21 protein-coding genes are annotated in these 26,648 nt (G+C 71.7%); 6 read left to right on the top strand and 15 right to left on the bottom strand.

Translation table 11 applies throughout. From position 1 onward, the window contains the following. Nucleotides 1-19: 19 nt before the first annotated feature. The 13 genes from ACQF4J_RS07995 to ACQF4J_RS07935 form a co-directional block, all read right to left on the bottom strand. Nucleotides 20-808 carry a glycosyltransferase family 2 protein gene (locus tag ACQF4J_RS07995; RefSeq protein ID WP_351572724.1) on the bottom strand — a complete coding sequence of 263 codons (789 nt, stop codon included), beginning with the start codon at nucleotides 806-808 and terminating at the stop codon, nucleotides 20-22. Beyond that, entirely contained in the window at nucleotides 805-1,902 is a 1,098-nt protein-coding gene (locus ACQF4J_RS07990) for a hypothetical protein (protein ID WP_351572721.1), read from the bottom strand. The genes ACQF4J_RS07995 and ACQF4J_RS07990 overlap by 4 nt, the downstream gene beginning before the upstream one ends. A gap of 10 nt (nucleotides 1,903-1,912) precedes the next feature. Continuing rightward, nucleotides 1,913-3,469 (bottom strand): oligosaccharide flippase family protein, encoded by a 1,557-nt coding sequence (locus ACQF4J_RS07985; RefSeq protein ID WP_351572718.1) that lies wholly within the window; start codon nucleotides 3,467-3,469, stop codon nucleotides 1,913-1,915. Next, a complete protein-coding gene (locus tag ACQF4J_RS07980) occupies nucleotides 3,432-4,328 on the bottom strand; it encodes a chain length determinant protein (RefSeq protein ID WP_351572713.1) in 897 nt (298 codons plus the stop codon). Before ACQF4J_RS07980 ends, ACQF4J_RS07985 begins: the two co-directional genes overlap by 38 nt. Nucleotides 4,329-4,379: 51 nt before the next feature. Then, entirely contained in the window at nucleotides 4,380-5,537 is a 1,158-nt protein-coding gene (gene wecB, locus ACQF4J_RS07975) for a non-hydrolyzing UDP-N-acetylglucosamine 2-epimerase (RefSeq protein ID WP_351572708.1), read from the bottom strand. A 3-nt stretch (nucleotides 5,538-5,540) separates the two neighbouring features. Further along, nucleotides 5,541-6,800 carry a nucleotide sugar dehydrogenase gene (locus ACQF4J_RS07970; RefSeq protein WP_427165335.1) on the bottom strand — a complete coding sequence of 420 codons (1,260 nt, stop codon included), beginning with the start codon at nucleotides 6,798-6,800 and terminating at the stop codon, nucleotides 5,541-5,543. Beyond that, complete coding sequence (locus tag ACQF4J_RS07965; RefSeq protein WP_351572702.1) at nucleotides 6,800-7,570, bottom strand: WecB/TagA/CpsF family glycosyltransferase; 771 nt, start codon at nucleotides 7,568-7,570, stop codon at nucleotides 6,800-6,802. The genes ACQF4J_RS07970 and ACQF4J_RS07965 overlap by 1 nt, the downstream gene beginning before the upstream one ends. Beyond that, nucleotides 7,567-8,736: a hypothetical protein gene (locus ACQF4J_RS07960; protein ID WP_351572700.1), complete on the bottom strand. Its 1,170-nt coding sequence runs from the start codon at nucleotides 8,734-8,736 to the stop codon at nucleotides 7,567-7,569. The genes ACQF4J_RS07965 and ACQF4J_RS07960 overlap by 4 nt, the downstream gene beginning before the upstream one ends. A 252-nt stretch (nucleotides 8,737-8,988) precedes the next feature. Beyond that, entirely contained in the window at nucleotides 8,989-9,588 is a 600-nt protein-coding gene (locus ACQF4J_RS07955) for an acyltransferase (protein WP_351572697.1), read from the bottom strand. A 70-nt stretch (nucleotides 9,589-9,658) separates the two neighbouring features. Then, a complete protein-coding gene (locus tag ACQF4J_RS07950; protein ID WP_427165332.1) occupies nucleotides 9,659-10,726 on the bottom strand; it encodes a glucose-1-phosphate thymidylyltransferase in 1,068 nt (355 codons plus the stop codon). 168 nt (nucleotides 10,727-10,894) lie between these two features. Next, entirely contained in the window at nucleotides 10,895-13,354 is a 2,460-nt protein-coding gene (locus tag ACQF4J_RS07945) for a SpoIIE family protein phosphatase (RefSeq protein WP_427165330.1), read from the bottom strand. Between the two features lie 77 nt (nucleotides 13,355-13,431). Further along, entirely contained in the window at nucleotides 13,432-17,700 is a 4,269-nt protein-coding gene (locus tag ACQF4J_RS07940) for a HAMP domain-containing protein (RefSeq protein WP_351572688.1), read from the bottom strand. A gap of 269 nt (nucleotides 17,701-17,969) precedes the next feature. Continuing rightward, entirely contained in the window at nucleotides 17,970-18,341 is a 372-nt protein-coding gene (locus tag ACQF4J_RS07935) for an STAS domain-containing protein (protein WP_385241042.1), read from the bottom strand. A 199-nt stretch (nucleotides 18,342-18,540) separates the two neighbouring features. On the opposite strand from ACQF4J_RS07935, the gene ACQF4J_RS07930 reads away from it, so the two are divergent. Next, a complete protein-coding gene (locus ACQF4J_RS07930) occupies nucleotides 18,541-18,969 on the top strand; it encodes an ATP-binding protein (RefSeq protein WP_351572682.1) in 429 nt (142 codons plus the stop codon). A 29-nt stretch (nucleotides 18,970-18,998) separates the two neighbouring features. On the opposite strand, the gene ACQF4J_RS07925 is transcribed toward ACQF4J_RS07930, so the two are convergent. Both ACQF4J_RS07925 and ACQF4J_RS07920 read right to left on the bottom strand, forming a co-directional pair. Then, complete coding sequence (locus tag ACQF4J_RS07925) at nucleotides 18,999-19,526, bottom strand: hypothetical protein (RefSeq protein WP_351572679.1); 528 nt, start codon at nucleotides 19,524-19,526, stop codon at nucleotides 18,999-19,001. Between the two features lie 161 nt (nucleotides 19,527-19,687). Continuing rightward, nucleotides 19,688-20,401, bottom strand: coding sequence for a YqjF family protein (locus tag ACQF4J_RS07920; RefSeq protein ID WP_427168576.1), 714 nt, complete (start codon nucleotides 20,399-20,401; stop codon nucleotides 19,688-19,690). A gap of 461 nt (nucleotides 20,402-20,862) precedes the next feature. On the opposite strand from ACQF4J_RS07920, the gene ACQF4J_RS07915 reads away from it, so the two are divergent. From ACQF4J_RS07915 to ACQF4J_RS07895, 5 genes are all read left to right on the top strand, one after another. Next, nucleotides 20,863-21,756 (top strand): alpha/beta hydrolase, encoded by an 894-nt coding sequence (locus ACQF4J_RS07915; RefSeq protein ID WP_427165327.1) that lies wholly within the window; start codon nucleotides 20,863-20,865, stop codon nucleotides 21,754-21,756. 174 nt (nucleotides 21,757-21,930) lie between these two features. Continuing rightward, nucleotides 21,931-23,241 carry a hypothetical protein gene (locus ACQF4J_RS07910; protein WP_427165325.1) on the top strand — a complete coding sequence of 437 codons (1,311 nt, stop codon included), beginning with the start codon at nucleotides 21,931-21,933 and terminating at the stop codon, nucleotides 23,239-23,241. Between the two features lie 134 nt (nucleotides 23,242-23,375). Continuing rightward, the gene (locus tag ACQF4J_RS07905) at nucleotides 23,376-23,906 is read left to right on the top strand and encodes a TerD family protein (RefSeq protein ID WP_351572667.1); all 531 of its coding nucleotides are present in this window, start codon (nucleotides 23,376-23,378) and stop codon (nucleotides 23,904-23,906) included. Between the two features lie 347 nt (nucleotides 23,907-24,253). Continuing rightward, entirely contained in the window at nucleotides 24,254-25,270 is a 1,017-nt protein-coding gene (locus tag ACQF4J_RS07900; protein ID WP_351572664.1) for a LacI family DNA-binding transcriptional regulator, read from the top strand. 129 nt (nucleotides 25,271-25,399) lie between these two features. Then, complete coding sequence (locus ACQF4J_RS07895) at nucleotides 25,400-26,647, top strand: sugar ABC transporter substrate-binding protein (protein WP_427165322.1); 1,248 nt, start codon at nucleotides 25,400-25,402, stop codon at nucleotides 26,645-26,647. Nucleotide 26,648 lies beyond the last annotated feature (1 nt).

Below are 26,648 nucleotides of genomic sequence, written 5' to 3'. Positions count from 1 at the left end.
GCGGAAGCGGCACGGGCTGTCACCAGTCCGTGTAGAAGCTGGCGGGGTTCACCAGGTACCGGACGGTGGGGTGCGGCACGTGCAGCACCCGGTGCCCGCGGCCGTACCGGCGGATCAGCTCCCAGTCCTCGCGGGGCAGCACCTCCGGTGTGCGGCGCAGCCGGCTGAAGCGCAGGGAGCGGTCGCGGCGGGCGACGAAGGCGTTGGTGTCCAGGAAGGCCTCGCGGGCCGCCCGGCGCCGGTCGAAGGGCACCGACAGGACGTCCTTCTCACTGCCGTCGGGCAGGACGCGGCGCAGCGCCGTGTAGACGCCGTCGGGGCCGCCGGGGGCTTCCAGGGCCGCCAACGCACGTTCCAGGTGGTCGGGTTCCCACAGGTTGTCGTCGTCGAGGAACGCCACGTAGCGCGAGCGGGTGAGGCGGATGCCGACGTTGCGCACGACGCCCGCGACGCCGGTGTTGTGCGCCAGGGAGACGGCGGACAGCCGTGGATCGGCGGGGAGTTCGGGCAGTCCGGCCCCGTCGTCGACCACGATGACGACCTGGTCGCGCACCGTCTGCTCCAGCGCCGAGCGCACCGCGGCCCGCAGTGCCTCCGGGCGCCGGTGGGTGGCGATCACCGTGGCGACCAGTGCCGAGGGCGGCGCCGGCAGCACGGCGGACAGCCGGCGGGTCTCGGCGTCCTCGACACGGCGCAGTCGCACCGCGGAGGGCGCCAGCAGGACCTTGTTTCGGGCCTCGAAGAGCACCAACCAGCCGAACAGCGTCTTGAGCAGGGTCCAGGGCGCCCGCGCGACGCGGCGCATCATGAGGCGGGCTCGGGGACGATCGGGCGGCCGTCGGACATCCGGTTGTCGCGCCAGACGTTTCCGGCGCCCTCGTGGTTCCAGTGGGCGACCACGCCGTAGCCGCCGGCGGCGGGGTGGTACTGCGTCGAGAACACGTTGTTCGTGACCTTGATCCCGGTGGCGCCCGTGTCCCCGCCGTACAGGGCGTACGCGCCGCCGGCGATCCAGTTGTGGTCGACGGTGACGTTGCGGACCACGCCGGTGTCGGCGAACAGGCCGATGCTGCCCGAGGCCCCCTGTTTGAGACTGGTCGGGTTCAGCAGGGTGTTGTGGCGGATGACCAGGTGCCCGGTGTTGCCGCCGCCGCTGATGACCGCGTTGGTGTGCTGCCACTCGCCGCCCTGGTTGATGAACGGCTCGATGTCGTGCACGTAGTTGTCGTGGATGTCGCCCTGGCCCATGGACAGGGCGTCGCCGAACACCGAGACGTCGCACCAGCCGACCTCGATGGAGCTGCCGCCCATGTTCGACACCGCGTAGTCCACCCCGCCGTTGTCCGGCCCCTTGCCGGGCACCGCGGTGATCGTGGAGTGCAGCACGCGCAGGCCGTGGTGGCCGGGGCGCAGGTTGATGCCCCACCAGCTGTCCGAGGTGATCCTCGTGTCGATGATCGTGACGTCGTTGGCGTAGATGTCGAGCGAGCCGGTGATGTCCCAGCCCCGGATGGTGAGCCCGTTGGTACGGATGGCCTTGTAGCCGGTCTTGTGGGGGGTGAGGGCGATGCGGGGGCCGGTGGTGCGGGCGTCGGGGAAGCCACAGGCGGCGGGCGAGGAGCACGCGGCCTTCGCGGCGGGGGAGCCGGACGGGCCGCTCGCCGGGGGCGTGCCCGAGGGGGACGGCGAGGCGGTGGGGCTCGTCGGCGTCCCGGCGGGCGCCGAGCTGGGCGCACTGGTTTCCGGCGCCGCCGAGGACCCGCTCGCGGGGCAGGTCAGCGCGTCGTCCGGGCAGTCCGGCAGCGCGGAGTCGTGCGATCCCGAGCAGGCGGCGCCCACGACGGCCAGCAGGGACGCCAGCAGCAGCCAGACGAGCGAACTGGGGCGGATACGCCGTGACATGCGGTTCACCTCATGTCCTGTCGGGGAGGGAGCGGACCGGTGCCGTCGACCGGTGCCGTCCGCGGTGGGGCCGGTCCACGCCGCGCAGGAAGTCGCGGCTGGGCAGGACGCACAGCGTGTAGCCGGCCAGGGCGATGGTGCCGATGGCGAGGAGCGCGAGCCGTCCGTCGCCCAGCAGGCGCTCCAGAGCGAGGATGATCAGGCCCATCACGGCGCCGCCGAGGAAGGGCCAGGCGCAGGCCCGGGCGATGCGTCCGAGGCCGATGCCGCCGCGGCGCAGGGCGATCAGGAAGACGGGCACCACCAGCCCGCCGGCCACCAGGACATGCCCCTGGGAGACACCGACGATGCCGTTGAGGTGCGCGGCGGCGAGGAGCACCGGGACCAGGGAGACCAGCCACAGACCCTGCACCAGGAAGAGCGAGCGGCGCTGTCCGACCGCGACCAGGCAGTCGTAGGCGAGTTCGCTGCCGATGCGGATCAGGCCGAGGGCCATCAGCCAGGGCAGGGCCGCGGCAGCCGGGGCCCACCGGTCGCCGTAGACCGTCCGGATGAGCGGCTCCGCGAGGCCCGCCAGCAGGACGCACAGCGGGACCGTGCCGGTGATCAGCACACCCAGGGCACGGCTGAAGCCCTGGGCGAGGGCCTGCGGCGAGTCGGCCAGCCGGGAGAAGCCGGCGAAGGAGACCCGGCGGGCGGCCTCGGAGATGATCCGTACGGGCCAGCCGGAGATGTTGAAGGCGAGGACGTAGAAGCCGAGGGAGACGCTGCCCAGCGTCGCGCCCACCACCATGGTGTCGACGTTGACCACCGCCAGGGCCAGCATGCTCGCCCCGGCCAGCGGCAGCCCGAACCGCAGCAGCGCCCGGGCCTGTTCGCCGTCCCAGCCGAACCTCAGGGTGCCCGGCGCCGCCAGCGCGCAGCCGATCAGCGTCACGACGTTCCCCACGACGGCGCCCACGGCGAAGCTCATCGCGCCCCAGCCGTCGAAGGCCAGCAGCAGGGTCACCGCCGTGCCGAGCACGAAGTTGAGCCCGTCGATGATCATCCGCCTGCCCTGGGCGAACTCCCGGGTCAGGAAGCCGCCGGGGACCTGCGCCACCCCGTCGATCACCACGCACAGGCACATCACCCGCAGCACCCCCGCGGCGTGCGGCGAGCCGAGCAGGCCGGCCACCGTAGGGGCCGCCGCGAACAGTGCCACGTACAGCAGGCCGCTGGAGAGGGTGCTGAGGGTCAGCACGGTCGGCGCGAACCGCCGCGCGTCCCCCTCCCAGCGCACGATGGCCAGGCCCACGCCCAGTTCGTTCGCGGACAGCAGGACCAGCAGGACCGTCTGGGCGATGCCGTACACGCCCCATTCCGCGGGGCCGAGGGCGAAGCGCGCCAGGACGATGCCGGTGGCGAAGTTGCCCAGGCGCAGGACGACGGTGTTGATCAGGCTCCAACGGGCCGCGGAGCGGACCTTGCGGCCGAGGGAGGCGGTGGCGGGAGGTGCGGGAGCGGGAGCAGCGGGTAGGTCGCCCGTCTCACCGGTCGCGCTGTCCGGTGCGCGGGCGATGTCCATGGGTCGACTCCTCGTCGAGCGGCTCTGCGGCGGAGGCCACGGCCATGGCGGGCCGGGGCGCGTCGGTCTCGGCGGAGGCCCGGCCGTCCCCGGCGGACCGTGACCAGCTCGGCGGGCGCCGGATGGCGAGCGTCTCCTCCACGGCTCCCTCCTGCACGAACGGTTCCTCCACGACCGGTTCCTCGGCGGAGGGAGCGGTGGCGGCCGCGGTCGTCCCCGGCTGCCGCGGCCCCTCGGGCGCGGCCTGCGGCTCGGGCGTGCGGGGCCTCTTGCGGGCCTCCACGTAGAAGGCGGCGACCAGGGTGACCACCAGGCCCAGGGCACCCGCCATGATCAGGTACTCGAGCCGGGTCTTGGTCTGCGCCACCGGGTTCTGCGGGGAGACGATGGTCGTCATGCGGATCATGGCCTTCGGCGCGACCGACTGCTGCTTCTGGAACTGGTCCAGCCGTTCCTTGGCGTAGGCGGTCAGGATCTTGTCCGAGGACAGGACGGCCGCCTTGTCGGTGCCGGTGACGGTGAGCCACAGCAGCGGCCCCTGCGCGTTGTCGGCGAGCTTCGCCTCGAACGTGCCCGTGGCGCCGCGGGCCTTGAGGTCCCGCAGCGAGTCGTCGGAGTTGAGGTTGCGGGCCAGGCTGTCGGCCATGCCTGTGAGCGAGGTCTGCGTGCTGAGGAAGGGGTTGCCGTCGTAGGCGCGCGTGGCCTTCTGGGAGTTGAGCAGGACCACCGTGCTCTGCGACTGGTAGCTGACCGGCACCAGCACGACGACGCCGACGATCAGGGCGGCGGTCAGCAGCAGTCCGGGCAGCAGGACGTACCAGCGCCTGCGCATCACCCGGAAGATCTCAGCGAGATCCATGACGGTCCCCCCTAGCGGCCAAACGTTCGACGAGCATAAGTTGCAAGCGGATCATATGGGGAGCGTTCGATCCTCGGGTCTCGGCCGGTCGGCGGATTTCGGCCGGGTGACGTCGGTTGGCCGCGGCCGGGTGTTCGCGGTGCCTCCGTTCAGCAGCACGTCGGCGATGCGGTCGCTGGCGCGGCCGTCCCACAACTCGGGCCGGCGAGGCGCGGGCGGATCGTCCAGTACCCGGTTGACGGTGGTCACGATCCGCGCCGGATCCCGGCCGGCCAGCACATTGGTGCCCTGTTCGACGGTGATGGGACGTTCGGTGTTGTCCCGCAGCGTCACGCACGGCACGCCCAGTGCGGTGGTCTCCTCCTGCACCCCGCCGGAGTCGGTGAGCACGATCCGGGCGGCGTCCTGCAAGGCGATGAAGTCCAGGTAGCCGGCGGGCGGTACGAGCCTGATGCCGCCGGGGACGCCGATCTCGGCGAGCCGTCCGGCCGCGCGCGGATGCACGGGCAGCAGCAGCGGGCAGCGCCCGGCGATCTCGCCGAGGGCCTTCAACAGCCCGGTGAGCACGGCGGGATCGTCCACGTTGGCCGGGCGGTGCAGCGTGACCAGCCCGAACTCGCCGCGAGCGAGCCCGTATCGGCCGAGCACGTCGGAGGCGCGGGCCCGCTCCAGGTTGGCCAGCAGCGTGTCGATCATGACGTTGCCGACCAGATGGATCTGGTCCTCCCGGTACCCCTCCGCGCGCAGGTTCTCCACGGCGTCGGGGGAGGGGGCCAGCAGATGGTCGGCGACGCGGTCGGTGGCGACCCGGTTGATCTCCTCCGGCATGCTCCAGTCCCGGCTGCGCAGGCCCGCCTCCACATGGGCCAGCAGCGGCCCGGCCTTGGCGGTGACCAGCGCGCAGGCCAGCGTGGAGTTGATGTCGCCGACCACGACCACGATGTCCGGGGACACCTCGTCCAGCAGCGGCTCGAACGCGGTCATCACCCGGCCCGTCTGCTCGGCGTGGGTGCCGGAGCCGACCCCGAGGAAGCGGTCGGGCGGGCGGATGCCGAGGTCGGCGAAGAACACGTCGTTCATGGCCGGGTCGTAGTGCTGGCCGGTGTGGACGAGGAGGACCTCGGCATCCTGGCGCTCCAGGGCGTCCATCACCGGTTTGATCTTCATGTAGTTGGGGCGAGCCCCGGCGACGCACACGATGCGCGGCATGGTTCAGAGCACCTCGATCGTGGGTCCGGAGGGCAGCCGCCGACGGCAGTCGAGGACGAACTGGGCGTGCTGGGTGACGAGTTCGTAGTCGAAGCCGTCGTGGTCGGTGAGCAGCACCACCACGTCGGCCTCCGCCAGCTCCTCGCGCGTCGGCTCGACCCGCACCAGCCGGTTGTCGGCCGGCAGGCCCTCGACGACGTGCGGGTCCGCCGCCCTGACCTGGGCGCCCATGTCGAGCAGCAGCTGGGAGATGCGCAGGGCGGGCGACTCGCGGGCGTCGCCGGTGTTCTTCTTGTACGCGAGGCCCAGCAGCAGGATGCGCGAGCCGTTCACGGAACGCCGCCGGGCGTTGAAGTGGTCGCCGATCCGGCGGGTCACGTACTCGGGCATGTGGTTGTTGATGTCGTTGGCGAGCTCCACGAACCGGAAGCTCTGGCCCAGTTCGCGCTGCACCCGCCAGGACAGGTAGGAGGGGTCGATGGGCAGGCAGTGGCCGCCCACCCCCGGTCCTGGCGTGAACTTCATGAACCCGAAGGGCTTGGTGGAGGCGGCGTCGATGGACTGCCAGACGTCGATGTCCAGGTGGTGGGCGAACATCGCGATCTCGTTGACGAGCGCGATGTTCACGTGCCGGAAGGTGTTCTCCAGCAGCTTGGCGAGTTCGGCCTCCTTGGGCGAGCGCACCGGCACGGTGGTGTCGACGAGTTGGCCGTAGAAGTCCCGAACGGCCTTCAGCGAGGCCTCGTTGACCCCGGAGACGACCTTCGGGGTCTCCTTGAACCCCCACACGGCGTTGCCGGGGTCGATCCGCTCCGGGCTGTAGCCGAGGTGGAAGTCGCTGCCCGCGGTCAGGCCCGAGCCCTCCTCCAGGATCGGGGCGAACAGTTCCTGGGTGGTGCCGGGGTAGGTCGTCGACTCCAGGACGACCGTGGCCCCGGGGCGCAGATAGCGGGCGAGCGTGATCGCCGACTCCCTGATGTAGCGGAGGTCGGGGGTGCCCTCGTGCAGTGGGGTCGGCACGGTCACCACGGCGACGTCGAAGCCGCCGCAGTCACGGGCCGACTCGCTCGGTCTGTAGGTGCCGTCGTCCAGCGCCGCGCGGATCCTCTCCGAGGAGACGTCCTCGACGAAGGACTCGCCCGCGGCCAGGCTCTTGATCCGGCGGGCGTCGACGTCGTAGCCGATCACCTCGTGTCCGACCTCGGCGGCCCGGATGGCCAGTGGCAGGCCGACGTATCCCTGTCCAACCACGACGACGCGCATCAGTGACTCCTGTTCGCGGGAGCGGTCGACGGGGTGAGCCGGATCAGCTCGCGTGCCGTCATGAGAAGGAAGGAGACGTTGGTGGTGAGGTAGCGCCGGCCGAGGCGGCGCGGCTCCTGCAGTACGCGGTAGAGCCATTCCAGCCCCCACCGCTGCCAGGCCGCCGGGGCCCGCTTGGTGATCCCGGCGAGGATGTCGAAGGAGCCGCCGACGCCGTGCACCACGCGGGCGCCGGTACGGGCGCCGTGGGCGGCGGTGAAGATCTCCTTCTTCGGGGAGGTCATGCCGAGGAACAGCATCTGGGCTCCGCTGCGGGCGATGCCGTCGGCGATCGCCTCCTGCTCGGAGTCGTCGAAGTAGCCGTTGCGGCTGCCGGCCACCTTCAGACCGGGGAAGCGGTCGGCCACCCGCAGCAGCATCCGCTCCAGCACCTCCTGCCGGGCGCCCAGGAAGTACACCGAGATGCCCGCGGCCTCCGCCTCGCCCAGCAGCCGCAGGAACAGGTCGATCCCGGCGACCCGTTCGGGCAGCGGGGCGCGCAGCACCCGCCCGGCCCACACCACGGCCTGCCCGTCGGCGAGGACCAGGTCGCAGCCGGACACGGCCTCGGCGAGCCGCGGGTCGCGGCGCATGTTCACCAGCTTGGCGGCGTTGACCACGCCGATCTCCAGCTGGTGGCCGTCGCGTACCGCCGCCAGGCAGTGCGCCACGGTCTCGTCCATGGTCAACGGGTCCAGCTCGACCCCGAACAGCGTGCGTCTCGCGCTCATATGCCACCCGCCTGCCAGGCGTGGAGCATCCAGCCGAACTCGTACGGTCGGCACTCGCGGTCCACCGACAGGGGACGGTAGACCCGGTCCAGGGACTTCAGCCGCAGGGCCGGAGCGAGCCGGGTGGACAGGCCGCGGGCGGCCCGCACGGCCTTCTTCGGATCGCCTCGGTAGACCTTGCGCCAGGTGGCCCCGAGGTCGTCCAGGATCATCGGCTCCCGGTGCTGGGAGCCCGTCAGTTCGGGTACGTCCGTCATCCAGCGCAGACCCTTGCGGATCGCCGCGCCGAAGTCGGTGCCGCCGGCGTCGGCGAGGTCGAACAGGGCGGTCGGCGCCATCGCGTGCTGGTGGACGCTGTAGACGGGGTAGCCCTCGACCACCGTGCCGGTGCGGGCGTCGTAGTGCCACCACCACTGTCCGCCGTCGCCCTGCAGTTCGCAGATGCGCGCCGCGCACGCCTCCGAGGCGGCCAGCGCCTCGGGATCGCCGTCCCCGTCACCGCTGGCGTGCGCGCGGGCCAGGGCCTGCAGCGGGTACGTCTGGTCGGCGAAGCAGCTGACGTGCGCCCGGTACCAGGGCACCAGGCCGGGAGCGGTGGCGTGCGGGAACAGCGGGCTGTCACCGATCCGGGAGCGGAGCAGACGGTCGCGAGCTGCGGTGAAACGTCTCTCCACATCGACCGTGTCGCGGGCCGCCGCGAGCGCGGACAGCACCCAGGCCGCCTCCACGGTGTACTGCGGGCGCCCCTCCACATCGAGCTCCCCGACCCGCGCGAGGGCGTCGGAGAGTTTGGGGTGCCCGGTCTCGGCGGCGGCCCAGGCGATGAGCGCCGCGTCACCGAGGTTGGTCACCGCGGGCAGCGACTCGATGAGCAGACCCGCGAACTCCTCGGCGGTGCGCCCGCCGAGCACCGCGCGCTGGCGGTCCTCCGGCAGGAACCGGGCGCCGAGCACGGTGATGGCGGCGTAGCGGGTGCTGGTACCGCGCCGCTCCAGGGTCCAGGAGCCGTCGGGGGCCTGCTGTCCGGCCATGGTGAAGACGAAGGCCTCCCCGCCGGGAAGCAGCATCGACGGAAGCCCCGACTCGGCCACGGCGAGCAGGCGCTGGGCGAGCGCGAGCAGCGGCGGGTCCTCGTCACCGAGTGCCGCGAGACGTGAACTGGTCATCGGTTGGACACACCAACCCCCCTGTTTTTGCGCAGGCTTGTGAGCGTCGCGGCGCGAACGGCCGGACGGTGTGAGACAAGACGGACGTCAGGCGACGGAGCGGATTCCGCTCCTCGCTTCAGGCACAGGTGTCCTCACCCGGTAACCCCCCCTGGGCACTGGTTCGTGTGCTCATTGTGCTGTGTCTGCACAGTTCGCACACATGTTATGCCGGTGAATGTTCGAAGATTTGCGGTTTGGCGGAAAGAGGCGTCATGCGCGCTCGACGAGTCCGCCGTCCTTCTCGTCGTGCAGCGCGCCCGTCTCCGGGCACTCCCACACACCGGGCTCGTCCTCCCGCTCCACCAGGCGTACACCGGCCCGCCCCACCCAGCCGATCCGGCGCGCCGGAACACCGGCCACCAGCGCGAAGTCGGGCACGTCCCGGGTCACCACGGCGCCCGCCGCGACCAGCGCCCACCGCCCCACGCGCACCGGCGCCACGCACACCGAACGCGCGCCCAGCGACGCCCCCTCGTCCACCGTCACGGCCACGGCCTCCCAGTCGTCCCCGCGCTTGAGCTTTCCGCCCGGGTCCACCGACCGGGGGAAGTAGTCGTTGGTGAGGACGGCGGCCGGGCCCACGAAGACTCCGTCGGCGAGCACCGCGGGTTCGTAGACCAGCGCGTAGTTCTGGAGTTTGACGTTGTCGCCGATGCGTACGCCGGGACCGACGTAGGCCCCCCGGCCCACGATGCACCCGCTGCCCAGCCGGGCGTCCTCCCGAATCTGGGCCAGGTCCCAGACGGTCGTGCCGTCACCGATCGTGGCCTTGTCGTCGACCTGGGCGGTCGGCTGCTTCCTGAAGCTCACCGGGCTGGACCTCTCTTGTCGTCGAACACGACCGCGGACCCGTCTCGTCGCAGACCCGGCCTCTCGGCCGTCATGAGGAGATCTGCACCTTGCTGTGGTCGCCGAGGACGAGACGGTGGGCGGCGGGCTTGCGGGGCGCGGGGGTGACCTCGACGTTGCGGCCGATGAGGGAGGCCTCCACCCGCCGGACGCCGCGCACCGAGGAGTCGCGCAGCACGATCGAGTACTCGATCTCGCTGTCCTCGATCCGGCAGTTCTCGGCGATCGAGGTGAAGGGGCCGACGTAGGAGTCGGCGATCACGGTGTGCGCGCCGATGACCACCGGGCCCACGATCCGGCTGCCGGTCACCTTCGCCCCCGCCTCGACGCGCACCCGGCCGATGAGCTCGCTGCGGCCGTCGACCGCGCCGTCGATCCGGCGCTCCAGGGTCTCCAGCACCGAGCGGTTGACCTCCAGCATGTCGGAGACGTTCCCGGTGTCCTTCCAGTACCCGGAGATCGTCGTGGAGCGCACGTCACGCCCGGCGTCGATCATCCACTGGAGGGCGTCGGCGATCTCCAACTCGCCGCGTCCGGACGGTTTGATCGCCCGCACGGCCTCGTGGACGGCCGGGGTGAACAGGTAGACCCCGACCAGCGCCAGGTCGCTCTTGGGCTGCCGTGGCTTCTCCTCCAGGCCCACCACCCGCCCGGAGGCGTCGAGTTCGGCCACCCCGAAGGCGGTCGGGTTCGCCACGGGCGTCAACAGGATGTGCGCGTCCGGCCGTTCGACGCGGAAGGCGTCCACCAGGGCCGTGATGCCGCCGAGGACGAAGTTGTCGCCGAGGTACATCACGAAGTCTTCCTCGCCCAGGAACTCCCGTGCGATCAGCACGGCGTGGGCCAGCCCCAGCGGCGCGGACTGCGGGAGGTAGGTGACGTCGAGGCCGAACGCGCTCCCGTCGCCGACCGCCTCCCGGATCTCCTCGGCCGTGTCCCCGACGACGATCCCGACCTCGGTGACGCCGGCCTGTGCGATCGCCTCCAGCCCGTAGAACAGCACCGGCTTGTTCGCGACCGGTACGAGCTGCTTCGCCGACGTGTGGGTGATGGGGCGCAAGCGGGTGCCCGAGCCACCTGACAGCAGGAGTGCCTTCACGAGATCACCATACTTACGCCACACTTGCAGAGGAAAGGATTCCGCACAGGTGTGGCCGGTGCCGGCCGGTTCGCTCCGTGCCGGTGGGGCCGGTCGGTGCCGGTGGGGCCGGTGCCGGTGGGTTCGGCCGGTGTCGGCCGGTCCGGTCCGGACCGTGCCGTTCGCGGGTCAGTCGACGCGGATGCCGACGATGCAGGTGTCGTCGTCCGTGTCGGACCTGCTGTGGGTGAGCAGCCGGTCCAGCTGCTGGTCCAGCGTGGGCGGAACCGCGCGCGCCGCCGTCAGCAACTGCGCGAGCGACTCCTCCACGGACCGGTCACGGCGTTCGATCAGACCGTCGGTGTACATCAACAGCGTGTCGTCGACGGCGAGTTGCACCTCGTGCTCCTCGTAACCCGCTTCCGGTACGGCACCCAGCAGCAGCCCCTTGACCAGCGGCAGCGCCGTCGCGTCCGTGCCGCGCACCAGAACGGGCGGCAGATGGCCGGCGCGCGCCCAGCGCAGGGTGCGCCGCTCGGGGTCGTACAGGGCGCAGACCGCGGTGGCGGTGACGGCGCCGGTCAGATGGTGGGCCACCATGTTCAGCCAGGCCAGCACCTGGCCCGGCCCGGCGCCGGTGACGGCGAGCCCGCGCATCGCGTTGCGCAGCACGACCATGCTGGTGGCCGCCTCTATGCCGTGCCCCGCGACGTCTCCGACGCACAGCAGCACCAGCCCGGACGGCAGCACGACCGCGTCGTACCAGTCGCCGCCGACCAGGTGCTGGGTCTCCGCGGGCCGGTAGCGCACGGCCACCCGCAGCCCGGGCGCCTCCAGCGGGGCCTGCGTCGGGGGCATGATGGCGTGCTGCAGCTGGAGGGCGAGCCGGTTGCGCTCGCTGGCCTGCTGCTCGGTGTGGGCGAGCTGGTCACGGGTGGCGGCGAGGGCGACCTCGGTCCAGTGGTGCGCGGAGATGTCCTGGTACGCGCCGCGTACGACGTACAGCTGGCCGTCGGAGTCGAGGACCGGCTCAGCGACGACCCGGATGTGGCGGGTGACCCCGTCGGGCCGCTGCAGCCGGAAGGCGGCGGACGCCGGCCGGCGGTGGTGCAGCACGGACCGCAGGAACCGGCCGATGGCCACGGCGTCGTCGGGGTGCGCGTGCGCGGGCAGCTCCTCCAGCGGCACCGGCGTGCTGGAGGCCGACCTGCCGTAGAGGTGGTAGAGCTGGCCGTTCCAGGTGATCTCGCCGGTGAGCAGGTTCTCCTCGAAACCGCCGATGCGGCCCAGGCGTTGGGCGTGCTGGAGCAGGTTGGCCAGCCTGGCCGTCTCGTCCTCGATGCGCCAGATCAGCAGGACGCTGCCGCCGTGCCGGCTGATGTTGATGTCGGCGACCGCGGTCAGGTGCACGTCGTCCACCAGCGCGGTCAGCCGCATGCGGTGGGCGCGGTAGGGCTCGCCGGTGGCGTAGACGCGCTCGATCCGCTCGAACAGTTCGCTCTGCCCCGCGGCCAGGGGATAGGTCTCCAGCAGCAGGGCGCCGTTGATGACGCCGCGCGGCCGGCCGGCGGGGTCCAGGAAGCGGCCGTTGACGTGCTGGATGAGGAAGTCGACCAGCCGTCCCTCGGCGTCCAGGTGCGGCACCAGCACCAGGGCCGGGTCGTGCAGCCCGTCGGCGAGATCCATCAGCTCGGCGACGTCCGGCAGGATCCGCGGGCCCATGTCCTCCGCGGGGTCCGGCAGCGCCGAGGTCTCCAGCGTGTGGGCGCACAGCTCCGCGAGGGCCTCGATCTGCCGGACGATCGGCGGCGAGAGCGGGTCCAGCGGTGCCGGCCAGGCGATCTCCAGCACGCCGTGGATCCGCCCGCCGGTCCCGGCCGGTACGGCCACCCGGCCGCCCTCGGGGTGGTGGTGCTGGCCGATGGAGGGCAGCCCGGTCTCGGCCAGGCTGCGGATCCACTGGCCCCCCTCCTCGGTGAGCCCCCGGCGCGCCACCGTCGTCACCCCCGGCGGCACGTGCCGCCACCGTCCGGCCTCGGCGGTGGAGAACCCGGCGCTGCCCGCGAGGCTCAGCGAGCCGTCGGCCCCCAGCCCCCAGATGGCCACCGCCTCCGCGCCCAGCGGGGTCAGGGCGTGCTCCAGCAGGGAGTCGGCGACGGCCTGGGTGTCGTCCGCGGCGAGCGCGCCGCTCTCGGCGGTGCGCAGGCGTACGGCGGAGGAGGTGCCGTCGGTGGCCGCGGCCGCGGCCGCGTCGGACCGGGCCGCCGTGGCGGCGAGGAAGGCGCTGGTGACCTCCGAGACCCGGTCGCGCGAGGCCTGGTTGATGACCTCGACGGCGAACTCCAGCGGTGTCACGCCCGCCTGCGCGGTCAGTTCGGCTAGCTGCCGCGCCGCCTGCGCCGGACCACAGCCCAGCCGCTCGACCAGGATGCCCTTGGCCAACTCGATCAGGGCGCGCCCGTCCGCCTCGGCCTGCGCCGCCCGCACCTCGCGGCGCAGCCGGTCCACGGTCGCCGCGAGCCGCCCCACGGGGGACGTCTGCCCGGGATCGTCGGTGCCGGCGCTCTCCGCGACGGACGTGCCGACGTCGTCGGGCGACTCGGCGCGCTCGGCGGCAGGCGATTCGGGCGGCTGACGGAGATCACTCACGGTTGGCCTGTTCTGCGGCGGGGACGCCGGGGGACGTCACGCGGTCGGCTGGGGGACTCGGCGGTGGTGACGCCCGGTCACGAGGGCAGCCAGTGCCGGACGCGGGCGATCAGGTCGCCGGTGTCGACGGGCTTGGTGATGTAGTCGTTCGCGCCCGACGCGAGACTCTTCTCCTGGTCGCCCGGCATCGCCTTCGCGGTGACGGCGATGATCGGCAGCTCCGCGTACTGCGGCCTCGAGCGGATCTCCGCGGTGGCCGCGTAGCCGTCCATCTCCGGCATCATCACGTCCATCAGCACCAGCGAGATGTCCGGGTGCGCGAGCAGCATCTCGATGCCCTTGCGGCCGTTGTCCGCGTGCAGGACCTCGAAGCCGTGCAGCTCCAGCACCCCGCTGAGGGCGAAGAGGTTGCGCGCGTCGTCGTCGACCACCAGGACCGTCCGGCCGATGAACGAGTCGTCCACGACCTGCGCCGGAGCGTGCTGGGACTCCTCGGCGCGCACCAGCGACAGCACGTCGCCGGGCTGCTCGGCGGACAGGTGCAGGGTGATGCGCTCGCGCAGGTCGTCCAGGCTGGAGAGGAAGTCCAGCGGCCGGTCGCCCGCCAGTGCCCGCAGGGCCTGCTCCTGGGAGAGGTCCACCCGGTGGCCGGTGTGCACCAGCACGGGCACGCTGGCCAGCGCGGAGTCGCCGCGCATGGCCTCCAGGAAGTCCGCGCCCTCGGCGTGCGGCATGCCGAGCTCGAGGACCACGCAGTGGCAGGGCTCGGCCGCCAGCGTGCTCGCGGCCTCCTCCGCGCCGACGGCGGTGATGATGTCGATCTCGCCGTGCGGGTCGGCCGGGTCGTGCGCGATGTCCGCGACGGCACGCTCGGCGACGAGCGAGAGCAGACCGCGCTGGCGCTCCTCGACCACCAGCAGCCGGCGCCTGCGGTGCCCGGGCGGCGGCGTGGGACCGGACAGCGCACGGGGCGCCGTCGCGTCCGGCACGCTGTCGTCCCGGTGGGGCTCGGCCGGCCGTCCGCCGTCCGCCTGCTCCTCGAAGTCGGCGCGGGCGACGGGCAGGTAGAGCGTGAACGTGCTGCCCTGGCCGGGCGTGCTGTCGACGGTGACGGCACCGCCCAGCAGATGGGCGATCTCCCGGGTGATGGACAGGCCGAGGCCGGTGCCACCGTACTTGCGGCTGGTCGTCCCGTCGGCCTGCTGGAACGCCCCGAAGATCGTCTCCAGTTGCTGCTGGGGGATGCCGATGCCGGTGTCCTTCACCCGGAACGCCACCACGGGGCCACCCCGGTGCACACCGGGCGGCACCTCCCGGTCCGCCGCCGGTTCGATGCTCAGCTCGACGCCGCCCTGCTCGGTGAACTTGACCGCGTTCGACAGCAGGTTGCGCAGGATCTGGCGCAGCCGGGAGTCGTCAGTGAGCAGGTCCGCGGGCGTGCCGGGCGCGGTGGAGACGGTGAAGTCCAGGCTCTTCTGCGTGGTCATCGGGCGGAACGTCGCCTCGACGTACTCCAGCAGCTGGCGCAGCGGGACCCGCTCGGGGGAGACGTCCATCTTGCCGGCCTCGACCTTGGACAGGTCGAGGATGTCGTTGATCAGCTGCAGCAGGTCGGAGCCGGCCGAGTGGATGATCCCCGCGTACTCGACCTGCTTCGGGGTGAGGTTGCGCGAGGGGTTCTGGGCCAGCAACTGGGCCAGGATCAGCAGGCTGTTGAGCGGGGTGCGCAGTTCGTGGCTCATGTTCGCCAGGAACTCCGACTTGTACTTGGAGGCCAGCGCCAACTGCTGCGCGCGGGTCTCCAGTTCCTGCCGCGCCTGCTCGATCTGCAGGTTCTTGGCCTCGATGTCGCGGTTCTGCGAGGCCAGCAGGGAGGCCTTCTCCTCCAGCTCGGCGTTGGAGCGCTGCAGTTCGACCTGCTGGACCTGCAACTCCCCGGACCTGGCCTGCAGTTCCACGGTCAGACGCTGGGACTCCTCCAGCAGCTCGTCGGTGCGGACGTTGGCCACGATGGTGTTGAGGTTGACGCCGATGGTCGGCATCAGCTGCGTCAGGAAGTCCTGGTGGATCTGGGTGAAGCGGGTGAGCGAGGCCAGTTCGATGACGCCGAGCACCTGCTCCTCGACCACGATGGGCAGCACCACCAGCGCGCGGGGGAGCGCGTGGCCGAGACCGGAGGAGATGGCGACGTAGCCCTCGGGCAGGTCCTCCACGGTGATGGTCCGGCGGTTGCGCGCCGCCTGGCCGACCAGGGAGCGGCCGATGGGGATGCGGGTGGGCCGGTCGGTGTCGTCCGGGAAGCCGTAGGAGCCGACCAGGCGCAGGTCGTGCCCGGCTTCGGTGTCCTCGGCGAGGTAGAAGGCGCCGTACTGGGCCGACACCAGAGGCGTCAGCTCGTCCATGATCAGCTCGGCCACGACCGGCAGGTCCCGGTGGCCCTGCATCAGGCTGGAGATACGGGCCAGGTTGGTCTTGAGCCAGTCCTGCTCCTGGTTGGCCCGCGTGGTCTCCCGCAGCGACTCCACCATGGAGTTGATGTTGTCCTTGAGCTCGGCGACCTCGCCGGAGGCCTCCACGTTGATCGAACGGGTCAGGTCGCCCTCGGCCACGGCGCTGGCGACCTCGGCGATCGCCCGGACCTGCCGGGTCAGGTTCCCGGCGAGCTCGTTGACGTTCTCCGTCAGCCGCTTCCAGGTGCCCTCGACGCCCTCCACCTCGGCCTGTCCGCCCAGCCGGCCCTCGCTGCCGACCTCGCGGGCGACGCGGGTGACCTCCGCGGCGAACGACGACAGCTGGTCGACCATCGTGTTGATGGTCGTCTTCAGCTCCAGGATCTCGCCGCGCGCGTCGACGTCGATCTTCTTCGACAGGTCGCCGTTGGCCACCGCGGTCGTCACCAGGGCGATGTTGCGCACCTGCCCGGTGAGGTTGTTGGCCATGGAGTTGACGTTGTCCGTCAGGTCCTTCCAGGTGCCGGCCACGTTCGGCACGTGCGCCTGTCCGCCGAGGCGTCCCTCGGTGCCGACCTCGCGGGCGACACGGGTGACCTCGTCGGCGAACGCGGACAGCGTGTCGACCATGGTGTTGATCACATCGGCGAGGGCGGCGACCTCGCCCTTGGCCTCGACGGTGATCTTCTGCGAGAGGTCGCCGCGCGCGACGGCGGTGGCGACCTGGGCGATGGAGCGGACCTGCCCGGTCAGGTTGGACGCCATCACGTTGACGTTGTCCGTCAGGTCCTTCCAGGTCCCCGACACGCCCCGCACGATCGCCTGGCCGCCGAGGTTGCCCTCGGTGCCGACCTCGCGGGCGACGCGGGTGGCCTCGTCGGCGAACGCCGAGAGCTGGTCGACCATGGTGTTGATGGTGTTCTTCAGTTCCAGGATCTCGCCGCGGGCGTCGACGGTGATCTTCTGGGAGAGGTCGCCCTGCGCCACCGCGGTGGCCACCTGGGCGACGTTGCGGACCTGCGCGGTGAGGTTGCCCGCCATGAAGTTCACGGAGTCCGTGAGGTCGCGCCAGGTGCCCTTCACGCCCTTGACGTCCGCCTGGCCGCCGAGGCGTCCCTCGGTGCCGACCTCGCGGGCGACGCGGGTGACCTCGTCGCCGAAGGCGGAGAGCTGGTCGACCATGGTGTTGATGGTGTTCTTCAGTTCCAGGATCTCGCCGCGGGCGTCGACGGTGATCTTCTGGGAGAGGTCGCCCTGCGCCACCGCGGTCGTCACCTGGGCGATGTTGCGGACCTGGGAGGTCAGGTTTCCGGCCATGAAGTTGACCGAATCGGTCAGGTCACGCCAGACACCGCCGACGCCGGGCACCTGCGCCTGACCGCCGAGGCGTCCCTCGCTGCCGACCTCGCGGGCGACGCGAGTGACCTCGTCGGCGAACGCGGAGAGCTGGTCGACCATCGTGTTGACGGTCTCCTTCAGCTGCAGGATCTCGCCGCGGGCCGGCACGTCGATCTTCTGGGACAGATCTCCCTTGGCGACCGCGGTGGCCACCTGGGCGATGTCACGGACCTGCGTGGTCAGGTTGCCCGCCATGGCGTTGACCGAGTCGGTCAGGTCGGCCCAGGTGCCGGAGACACCCGGCACCTCCGCCTGACCGCCCAGTGTGCCCTCGGTACCCACCTCGCGGGCCACCCGTGTCACCTCCGAGGTGAACACGGACAACTGGTCGACCATGCCGTTGAAAACCGTGGCGATGTCGCCGAGCAGCCCCTGCCCGTCCGACGGCAGCCGGGTGCCGAAGTCGCCGTCGCGTACGGCGGTCAGCCCGGCCAGCAGCTGCCGCAGCTCCTGCTCGCCCGGCCCCTGCTTCTCGGCCTCGACCGACTTGGTGGTCATGCGCATCCTCGTTCCGCTCCCCAAGAGCCCTCACCCCGAGGACTCGGAACCGCGCCGGGGCCTGGACGGCCCCGCTATGAGCGGCAATTCCGCAGTTCACGGATATGCCTGATGAGAAATCGGTCGAAGATTAACGCAGTCCCCGGGCGGCGGCCAAAGCCTCGCGCGGGCATTTGAAGAGGGCGAAAAAAGGCATGCGGAAACCGGCATGCCCCGAGAGATGCGGGGTACTCGGACGATTTCTTCGGTGGTCGTTCACCGCCCGCCCGTCACGGCCGAAGGGCGTCCTCGACGCTCGGAAAACAGGCGATCACCGTGTCGAGGCCCACCAGCTGCAGGGTCCGCAGCACCGCTCCGCGCACCCCCGCCAGCCGCAGCCACCCCTGTACGGGCTGCCTGGCCTGGTGCGCGGCGATCAGGGCGTTGACACCGCTGGAGTCCATGAACGTGACCTCGCTCAGGTCGAGCACGAGCCGGCGGCCCGGGTCCTCGTCGGCCGGAGGCGTCGCCCGGGTCAGGGCCGACGAGCTCTGATAGTCCACTTCTCCCTCGAGGCCGAGAACGGCGATGCCGTCGACGTCGGCACGGACCACGGACAGCCCGCCGTGGCCCACTGCTTCCCGGTTGTCTGCCACTCGCATCCTTCCGCGGTCGATCTCCACCCCGTCACGTCTCTGTTGCCATCGCTGCCCCGTATTCCGGGCTCGATGCACGCACACGCCTCAATCATCTGTGCGCGGCGCAGGAGTAGGACGAGACCTACGGGGTAGTCGCGCGCTCATGAACGGGGTATTGCACATCGGCGGCAGGCAGTCTGTTCCGCCCGAGGAGTGGTTGCGGATGCCGGAAGCCGCACCTGCCGAGGTGACCGTGGCCCTCGACGGAGAGCCGGGCTGCATCGCCGACGCGAGGGACCAGGTGTCCACCTTCCTGGCGCGCGCCCAGTCCGAGCACGGACTTCCGGTCTCGGCCCGGACACTGGACCTGTCGCAGCTGGTCGTCAGCGAGCTGGTCACCAACGCGCTGAAGTACGCGCCCGGGCCGGCCCTGCTGCAACTGCGCGTCGCGGACGGCAGCATGGTCGAGATCGAGGTGTGGGACACCGATCCCACCCTTCCGTGGGCCCAGGCCGCCGACGCCGGACGGGTGGGACAGCACGGCCTGGAGATAGTGATGGCGGTGGTGCAGGGCTTCGAGGCTCGCCGGGAGCCCGTGGGCAAGCGCGTCACCGCCAGGCTCTCGCTCTTCGACGATCCGCTGCTGGGCTGAGCGGTCCGACGTCGGCGGCACCGCGAGCGTCAGCCGGACCGCGCCGCCGACGACTCGGAGGGCTGTGGCTCCGGGGTGGCGAGCAGGCCGGTGGCGGCCCTGGTGTGCAGGGAGTCCAGCGTCCGCATCTGCCGCTCCGCGCGCTGCCGCAGCTCCTCCAGCCGGTCGTGGTCGAAGCGCGCATCGGCCGCCGCCACGGTGAGCAGGGCGCGCCAGAGCAGCGCCTTGCCGGCCACACCCGACCGCAGTGCCTCCAGCTCGATCAGCAGGGTGAGCCCGGAGCGGCGCAGCAGACGGCCGTTGGGCTTGGCCCGGCCCAGCTTCTCGCCCAGCCATGCCCCGTAGATCTTGTAGCGCCGCGCGGGAACGTCCAGCTCGCCCATGATCCGCAACAGGGCCCGCCGGTCCTGCGCGATCTCGGTCGCCAGGCTCCGCAGCTCGCTGCCGTACGCCGTGTCACCGTGCTCCTGGACCATGCGGTGCCCGAGTTCGGCACCGACGGTGGCGCCGGCCAGGTGGTCGTTGAGATAGACGCCGAGCAGTCGTGGGGCAGGCATGACACTCCTTGAGGTCGCTGAATCCGCCGTCGGGGGGCGCTGAATCCCGCCGTCGGCGGGTCGCGGAAAATCCGTCGTCCGCCGGCGAGTGCCCCGTCCGGGCCGGTCCACCGCGCGGCCGACCGGCTTTCGGAGGTGACGACCGCGCTCGCCCCGCGGCGTCACGAGCGGCGCGGTCTCGTGCGAACGGGCCGGGACGCGCCCAGCCGTACGTGCCGGACGCCCTCCGAGAAGTGGACGACGGGCTCACCGGCGGGGGAGGGCAGGCCCGCCGCGACGGTGAGCGTCTCCTCCAGGACGTCGACCGTCGCCCCGGCCAGCGGCCACGGTTCGTGCTCGACCGGCGTCTCCCACAGGGTCCCGAACCGCCGCGTGTACGACCGCCAGCGCGAGGTCAGCCACACATCGCGCTCCGTGGGCTGAACGGGGTCTCCGGGGCGGACGACGAGACGGTAGGAAGGGCGGCCGCCTCGGCGCGAACCGGCGTAGGAGACGGTGTCGCCGCTCGCGCGCAGGCTCAGTCTGCCCGGGTGGTACGGCGCTCCCACGGCACGCGCCGCCAGCATCAGCGGACAGCCGACCTCGATCGAGAGGAACCACAGCCCGTCCCGCCCGTCGCCGCGGACGTAGGTGCGCAGGTTCGTCACCGCGAACGTCAGGCCCGCGACCGGCGCCCCCGGTGGGCGCACTCCGGCCATCTCGAACGGGGTCAGGCCCACCCAGGCGGCTCCGTCGTACTCGTCCACGACGAGTTCTTCGGGCAGCAGGGCCTGCACCGCCTCCGGCGGGTACGGCCAGTGGACGAACGCCTGGGTCCGCCAGCGGGCCCGCAGAGCCGGCACCCGCACCCGCTGCTCCGCCCCATAGGCCACCACACCCGACGGGTCCCCCACACAGTCCGATGCAAACCCGCAGGTCAGAGTGGTGACCCGGCCACGGGTGAAGCCCACGGCCGTCGCCGTCGTTCACCTTGGTCTGCAGGTCCGAGGACATCTCGTCACGGCCGGTATGCGGTCCGAGGCGGTTTCCCCGACCGGAAACGGCGTACGTCAATGGAGATTCGAGCCGAGAACGCTGCGGGCTGAGCGCGCGGTGACGCTGGACGGAGACGCCCGCCGGCCGTCGCCGCGCACGCCCCCAGAGGTCGGCGCCCGCGCTCCCCACGGTGCCACCGAAGCGGCCGGCACCCAGCCCCACCCCGCCGCGGCGACCGCCATCGGCGACGCGGTCCGACGCAGCGGGTCGGCGCCGTCCGGTCCTCCCCATTGCGCTGCGCGAGGCGATCATTCATCATCAGGAATCCTGTTGGTTTAATGTTGCAGCAAGGGGTGCGGTCATGCCGTTCGGCTCCAGACTCCAGGCCAGGGGCATGCAGTTGCTCCTCGGCCCCGTGATGGCCCGGGTGCACCGGGACCTGCGCTTCACGGACATACCGAAGCGCACCGAAGTCCTCCGCGTGGAGACCGGCGCCGGCCCGGTGACCTGCACGGTCTACCGCCCGTCGGCCACCGCCGAGGCCCACGCACCCGTCTACGTCAACTTCCACGGCGGCGGATTCGTCATCGCCCGCCCCGACCAGGACGACCACATCTGCCGCTATCTGGCCGCCGAGGCCGGCTGCGTCGTCGTCAACGTGGACTACGCCGTCGCCCCGCAGCGGCCCTTCCCCGTCCCCGTCACACAGGCGTACGACGTCACCGCCTGGGTCGTCGAGAACGGCGCCGCGAACGGCTGGGACGGTTCGCGGCTCGCCGTGGGCGGGCACAGCGCCGGCGGCAACCTCACCGCCGCGGTCTGCCGTACGGCCCGGGACCGCGGCACCTTCACGCCCCGGCTCCAGATCCTGGACTCGGCCCCGCTCGACCAGTACGCCGACCCCGCCACCAAACAGTCGCCCATCGCCAGGCCGCTGCTGGGGCCCCGGCTGATGCGGATCTTCACCGACGCCTACGTCCCGGACCCGGCCGACCGCGCGGACCCCCTCGTCTCGCCCGCGCTCGCCGACGACCTCGCCGGACTCCCTTCCGCCCTGGTCATCACCGCCGAGAACGACCGCCTGCGCGACGAAGGAGACGCCTACGCGAAGGCCCTGGAGGCCGCCGGGGTCCCGGTCACCCACCGGGTCTTCCCGGGCGTCGACCACTACTTCACCCACACCGGCCCGGTGGCGGCGGCGAAAGAGGCCATGGAGCTGATGGCCGCCGCGCTGCGAGGCGCGCTCCAGGCATGACGGCCGACGGCGCCGCCGCGCCGCACGCAGACACCGGGCCCCGGCCCGGCCGGCGAGGAGTGCGGCCCGAGGAGCAACCCACCTCGCGCCCAGTCCCTCTACTGAGGTGAGCCGGGCGGGGCCGTGTCCCCGGCCGCCCCGGCGCCGACGCAGCGTGGAGCGGAAGGACGGGGTGTGCCGAACCGGCGAACGGCGAGTCCCGCGCCCGGGGACGGGGAGCGGTTCGGCCGGCCGAAGTGGTTGCCGGTCCGTCGGCACACCATGCTGCTGGCCCTGTGGACGGCCGGATGGTTCGTCGTGGCCGAACGTCACGAGGCCGTCTCCTGGCACTACTTGAGGACCGGCCAGCAACTGCTGTTCAACCAGATCCCCGGGGGAGGCCTCGCCCTCTACGCCAACCACCCCGAACTGCAGATCGGCCCCGTCAGCTTCCTCGTCGCCGGACTCTTCGCGCCGTTTCCGCCCGAGACGGGGGAGAAGCTCGCGGACCTGTTCATGTCGGTGCTGGGCCTGTACATGCTCGTCCTGGTCGGCCGGGCGGCCGCGGACCACTACCGGGGCACCGGCGTCAACCACAGGCGCCTGCAGCAGCGGGTTCTGATCGCCGGGGCGGCCTTCATCCCCATGTGGGTGGAGGTCGCTGTGCGGTTCGCGCATCTCGACGACGTCCTGGCCCTGTTCTTCACCACGCTGGCCGTGCGCGCCCTGGTCCGCGGCCGGGCGACCGCCGTCGGCGTCTGCCTGGCCCTGGCCGTCGGCTGCAAACCCTGGGCGGTCGGCTTCACACCCCTCTTCCTGGCACTTCCGCGCGGCGGCCGGGCGCGCGCCGCGGCCTGGCTGTTCGCCCTGGTGGCCGCTGCCTGGCTGCCGTTCTACCTCACCCACACGCAGACCTTCGCCGCCGCCCGCTTCACCATTCCCAACCAAGCGGCGTCGTCCCTGCGCTGGTTCGGCGTGCACGATCCCGTCACCCCCTGGTGGGACCGGCCCGCCCAGATGAGCCTCGGTGTCGCCCTGGGCGTCCTGGCGGTCCGCCGGCAGCGCTGGCCGGCCGTCGTCCTGCTCGCCGCCGACGCCCGCATCGCCCTGGACCCCAGCGTGTACACGTACTACAACGCCTCCGTCCTCCTCGGCACCCTGATCTGGGACTCGATCGGCCAGCGGCGCCTGGTTCCGTGGGTCAGCTGGATCGCGCTGCTGTCCCTCTACGGCAGCGCCCTGCTGATCCCGTCCGACAGCGCCCGCGGCCTCATCCGCCTCGCCTTCGCGTTCGGTTCGGCCGCCTACGTCCTGTGGTGGCCGCAACGCGTGCCGCGCGGCAGACGCGATGCCCGCCGCCCACCGGACCCGGATCCGCGCCCCGACGGTCGCCCGCTGGTCCGTTCACCGGGTCAACCGCCCGCCGAGCCAGGGGCGTTGTCAGTGGCAGCTGTCAGGCTTCAGGCATGGCGGAGCGGCCCCGCGCCTGGTGCGTACCGGCCCTGAGCCCGGCCGTGGGCGCGGTTCGCCGTCGTCCGATGCCCGTCCTGTGCCGTCAAGGAGGCATCAAACGGCTGGTCACGGCACATACTTGAGGATGCGGGGAGAGTCCCGCGCCGGTCTGACGGGGAGTGGCGGAAATGAGCGGTGGCGGCGAAGGTCTCGGCAAGGTCGAGGTCAGACTCAAGTGGGACCCGAGCCCCTTCGGTGAGCCGGCCCGCCACCTCGACATCATCGGGGCGACCTACTCGGCGGACGATCCCCATGGACGGCCCGCCTACGTCGTGCACTACGAGAGCCGCTCGCCCGACGGCACCATCAACATGACCCGGCACAGCGAGACCGGCATGGGATTCGGGTACGTCGAGGTCATGGTGCTGGAGTTCGACCGGCTCTCGCCCGTCTACCGGCGGGTCGTGGTGGGTGTGGCCATCCACCAGGACGGCGGCCCCCGCACGTTCGGCGACCTCACCAACGCCGGGGTGCTCGTGGTCGAGGGATACCGGAACCTGCTCGTGGACGACCTCACCCAGGTCGCCGACGCCACCGCCGCGACGATCGCGGAGTTCACCCGCGACGCCTCCGGCCGGTGGGAGATGCACGAGATGGTCAGGGGTTTCGACAGCGACCCCGTGCTGTTCGCCGCGGAGATGGGCGGCGTCCGGCACTGAAGCCGGCCGCACCGACGTCCTGACCGGTACCGATCCACTCGCTTCCGAGGGGCTGGGCGGCCCTCCTCCCTCGCCGACGCGTCATCGAACCGGTTCGAGAAGCTAGCACCGGGCGTTCTCACCGGCAATCCCTCCCGCACAGGCGCCGCCTCGCATTTTTCGCAGCGATATCGCCGTGAAAAGCCGCGCCTAGGGTGTTGACAGCCGTGCCGGCAGTTCCTACCTTCACTTCACGCGAACCGGTTCGACGAATGATCGGGTCGCAATGCCCCTCCCTCTCACATCCTCGCGACCGGCGGGCGTACCCTCCTGTGAGGTGCCGAACCGGTTCGAGCAAGGAGTCCCTCGTGAACATCGGTGAGATCGCCCGGCGAGCCGGTGTCTCGCGGAGCACCGTGTCCTACGCGCTGAGCGGCAAGCGCCCGGTCTCGGACGACACCCGCCGGAAGATCCAGCAGGTCATCGACGAACTGGGCTATCGCCCGAACGCCAGCGCCCGCGCCCTGGCCAACGGCCGCACCAGCACGATCGGCCTGGTCTTCCCACCGGCCGGCAACCACTACACCGGCATGCAGCTGGACTTCATCGGCAGCGTGGTCGAGGCGGCCGCGGCCCACGACTACGACGTCCTGCTGTCGCCGAGCGGCGTCGACAGCGACCGCTCGTTCCAGCGGCTGCTGGGGGAGCGGCGCGTCGACGGCGCGATCCTGATGGAGATCAGGCTCCAGGACGACCGGGTCGATCACCTGGCCGCGCTGGACTTCCCCTTCGTCGCCATCGGCCGCACCGCACGCCCCGAAGGGACCTGGTGGGTGGGCCTGGACCACACCGCGCTGGCGGCGGCGTGCGTCCACCACCTGGCGGACCTCGGCCACCGCCGGGTCGCCTTCGTCAACCGGCCCGAGCAACTGCTGCGGTGCGGATACGAGTCCGCGCAGCGGGGCCTCGACGGCTTCACCAAGGCCGCGGCCGAGCGCGGGCTGACGGTACGGACGTACTGCTGCGGGGACGACGCCGCCTCCGGCCAGGCCTGCGTGGAACAGATCCTGCACGACGACCCGGCCACCACCGCCCTGGTCACCCTGAACGAGGCCGCCCTCGGCGGCCTGTACCGGGGGCTCGCCCAGGCCGGCCGGCATGTGCCGCGCGACTTCTCCGTCACCGGGGTCGTCGCCGGCCGCTGGGCGGAGACGGTGACCCCGCGGCTCACCGCGGCCGACGTGCCGGCGGAGGAGATGGGCCGGCGCGCAGTCGACCTGCTGGTGGAACGGCTCGACCACCCCGCCGCGCCGCCCCGCCATCACCTCCTGACCCCGCCGATCTCCCTGCGGGCCAGCACCGGGCCCGGTACTCCGACGAACTGACCCAGCCCCGCGGGCCCCCGCGGCGCCCCTTTCTCACCCGCCGATCGCTCCTCGGTGCCTTCGGCGTGCCCTCTCACCCTCATCACCCCGTGCCTCGGCACCCGCATGCCCAGAACAGAGGAACCCTCGATGAACAGCTCCGCAAGACAGCGCCGGCTGACCGCCGCCACCCTGACCGCCCTGGCCATGACCGTCACCGCCACCGCCTGCTCCTCCGGCTCCGGCGGCAGCGACACCAAGGGCGCCGGCGGCGGCACGTACACCGTCTGGGACCCCTACCCCCAGTTCGACAAGACCTCCGCCTGGGCGAAGCTGCTGGACCAGTGCGGCACCAAGGCGGGCGTGAAGGTCAGGCGGACCGCCTTCGACACCAGCGACCTGGGCAACAAGACGCTGCTGGCGGCCCAGCAGGGCAACTCGCCGGACGTCCTCGTCGTCGACAACCCGGTGGTCTCCACCCTCGCCGAGGCGGGCGTGCTCACCAGCACCGACGACAACAAGCTCGACACCTCCAAGGTCGACCCCAACCTCCTCGCGGCCGGGCAGTCGGGCGGCAAGACCTACGGCACCCCCATCGGCGCCAACACCCTCGCCCTCTACTACAACAAGAAGGTGCTGAAGCAGGCCGGGATCGACATCGCCTCCGTCAAGGACTGGAAGTCGCTCACGGCGGCCCTGCGGAAGGCGAAGAAGGCCGGCAAGAAGGGCATCACGTTCTCCGCGATCGGCACCGAGGAGGGCAGCTTCCAGTTCCTGCCCTGGTTCTGGGGCGCGGGCGCCGAACTCACCGAACTCGACTCCGGCCAGGCCGTGTCCGCCCTCTCCCTGTGGAAGGACTGGCTGAGGAACGGCTACGCCCCCGACTCGGTGCTCAACAACACCCAGACCACCAGCTGGCAGGAGTTCGCGAGCGGCACCTACGCCTTCGCCGAGAACGGCACCTGGCAGCTCGCCAACGCCGCGAAGGCCGGCTTCGACTACGGAGTCCTGCCCATACCCGGCACCGACGGCGGCAGCGCGGCAGCCCCGACCGGCGGCGAGTTCGTCACCGTCCCGGTCCAGAAGGACACCGCCCGCTACACCACCTCACGGAACCTGACGACCTGCCTGACCAGCACAGCCAACCTGTACGACACCGACACCACCCTGTCCTACGTGGCCCCCACCGGCGAGGTCCAGGACAAGCAGGTGGCCGCGAAACCCGAGTTGAAGCCGTGGGTGGCGGCCGTCAAGGCGGCCAAGGGGCGCACCAGCGACGACCTCGGCACCAAGTACCCCAAGATCTCAGAGCAGTTGTGGAAGGCCGTCCAGTCCGCCCTCAGCGGTGCCAAGTCCCCCAAGGACGCGCTCACTTCGGCGCAGGCCGCGGCCGAGTGAC

The sequence above is a fragment of the Streptomyces sp. C1-1 genome (assembly GCF_050214755.1).
Lineage (GTDB): Bacteria > Actinomycetota > Actinomycetes > Streptomycetales > Streptomycetaceae > Streptomyces.
Note: the sequence above shows the minus strand (reverse complement) of the source record. Positions and strands in the feature narration are given on the sequence as shown.

Excerpts from the sequence above, each read along its gene's own strand:
- ACQF4J_RS07995 (WP_351572724.1), bottom strand. The coding sequence starts at position 808 with ATGATGCGCCGCGTCGCGCGGGCGCCCTGGACCCTGCTCAAGACGCTG.
- ACQF4J_RS07990 (WP_351572721.1), bottom strand. The coding sequence starts at position 1,902 with ATGTCACGGCGTATCCGCCCCAGTTCGCTCGTCTGGCTGCTGCTGGCG.
- ACQF4J_RS07985 (WP_351572718.1), bottom strand. The coding sequence starts at position 3,469 with ATGGACATCGCCCGCGCACCGGACAGCGCGACCGGTGAGACGGGCGAC.
- ACQF4J_RS07980 (WP_351572713.1), bottom strand. The coding sequence starts at position 4,328 with ATGGATCTCGCTGAGATCTTCCGGGTGATGCGCAGGCGCTGGTACGTC.
- wecB (WP_351572708.1), bottom strand. The coding sequence starts at position 5,537 with ATGCCGCGCATCGTGTGCGTCGCCGGGGCTCGCCCCAACTACATGAAG.
- ACQF4J_RS07970 (WP_427165335.1), bottom strand. The coding sequence starts at position 6,800 with ATGCGCGTCGTCGTGGTTGGACAGGGATACGTCGGCCTGCCACTGGCC.
- ACQF4J_RS07965 (WP_351572702.1), bottom strand. The coding sequence starts at position 7,570 with ATGAGCGCGAGACGCACGCTGTTCGGGGTCGAGCTGGACCCGTTGACC.
- ACQF4J_RS07960 (WP_351572700.1), bottom strand. The coding sequence starts at position 8,736 with ATGACCAGTTCACGTCTCGCGGCACTCGGTGACGAGGACCCGCCGCTG.
- ACQF4J_RS07940 (WP_351572688.1), bottom strand. The coding sequence starts at position 17,700 with ATGACCACCAAGTCGGTCGAGGCCGAGAAGCAGGGGCCGGGCGAGCAG.
- ACQF4J_RS07935 (WP_385241042.1), bottom strand. The coding sequence starts at position 18,341 with ATGCGAGTGGCAGACAACCGGGAAGCAGTGGGCCACGGCGGGCTGTCC.
- ACQF4J_RS07930 (WP_351572682.1), top strand. The coding sequence starts at position 18,541 with ATGCCGGAAGCCGCACCTGCCGAGGTGACCGTGGCCCTCGACGGAGAG.
- ACQF4J_RS07925 (WP_351572679.1), bottom strand. The coding sequence starts at position 19,526 with ATGCCTGCCCCACGACTGCTCGGCGTCTATCTCAACGACCACCTGGCC.
- ACQF4J_RS07915 (WP_427165327.1), top strand. The coding sequence starts at position 20,863 with ATGCCGTTCGGCTCCAGACTCCAGGCCAGGGGCATGCAGTTGCTCCTC.
- ACQF4J_RS07905 (WP_351572667.1), top strand. The coding sequence starts at position 23,376 with ATGAGCGGTGGCGGCGAAGGTCTCGGCAAGGTCGAGGTCAGACTCAAG.
- ACQF4J_RS07895 (WP_427165322.1), top strand. The coding sequence starts at position 25,400 with ATGAACAGCTCCGCAAGACAGCGCCGGCTGACCGCCGCCACCCTGACC.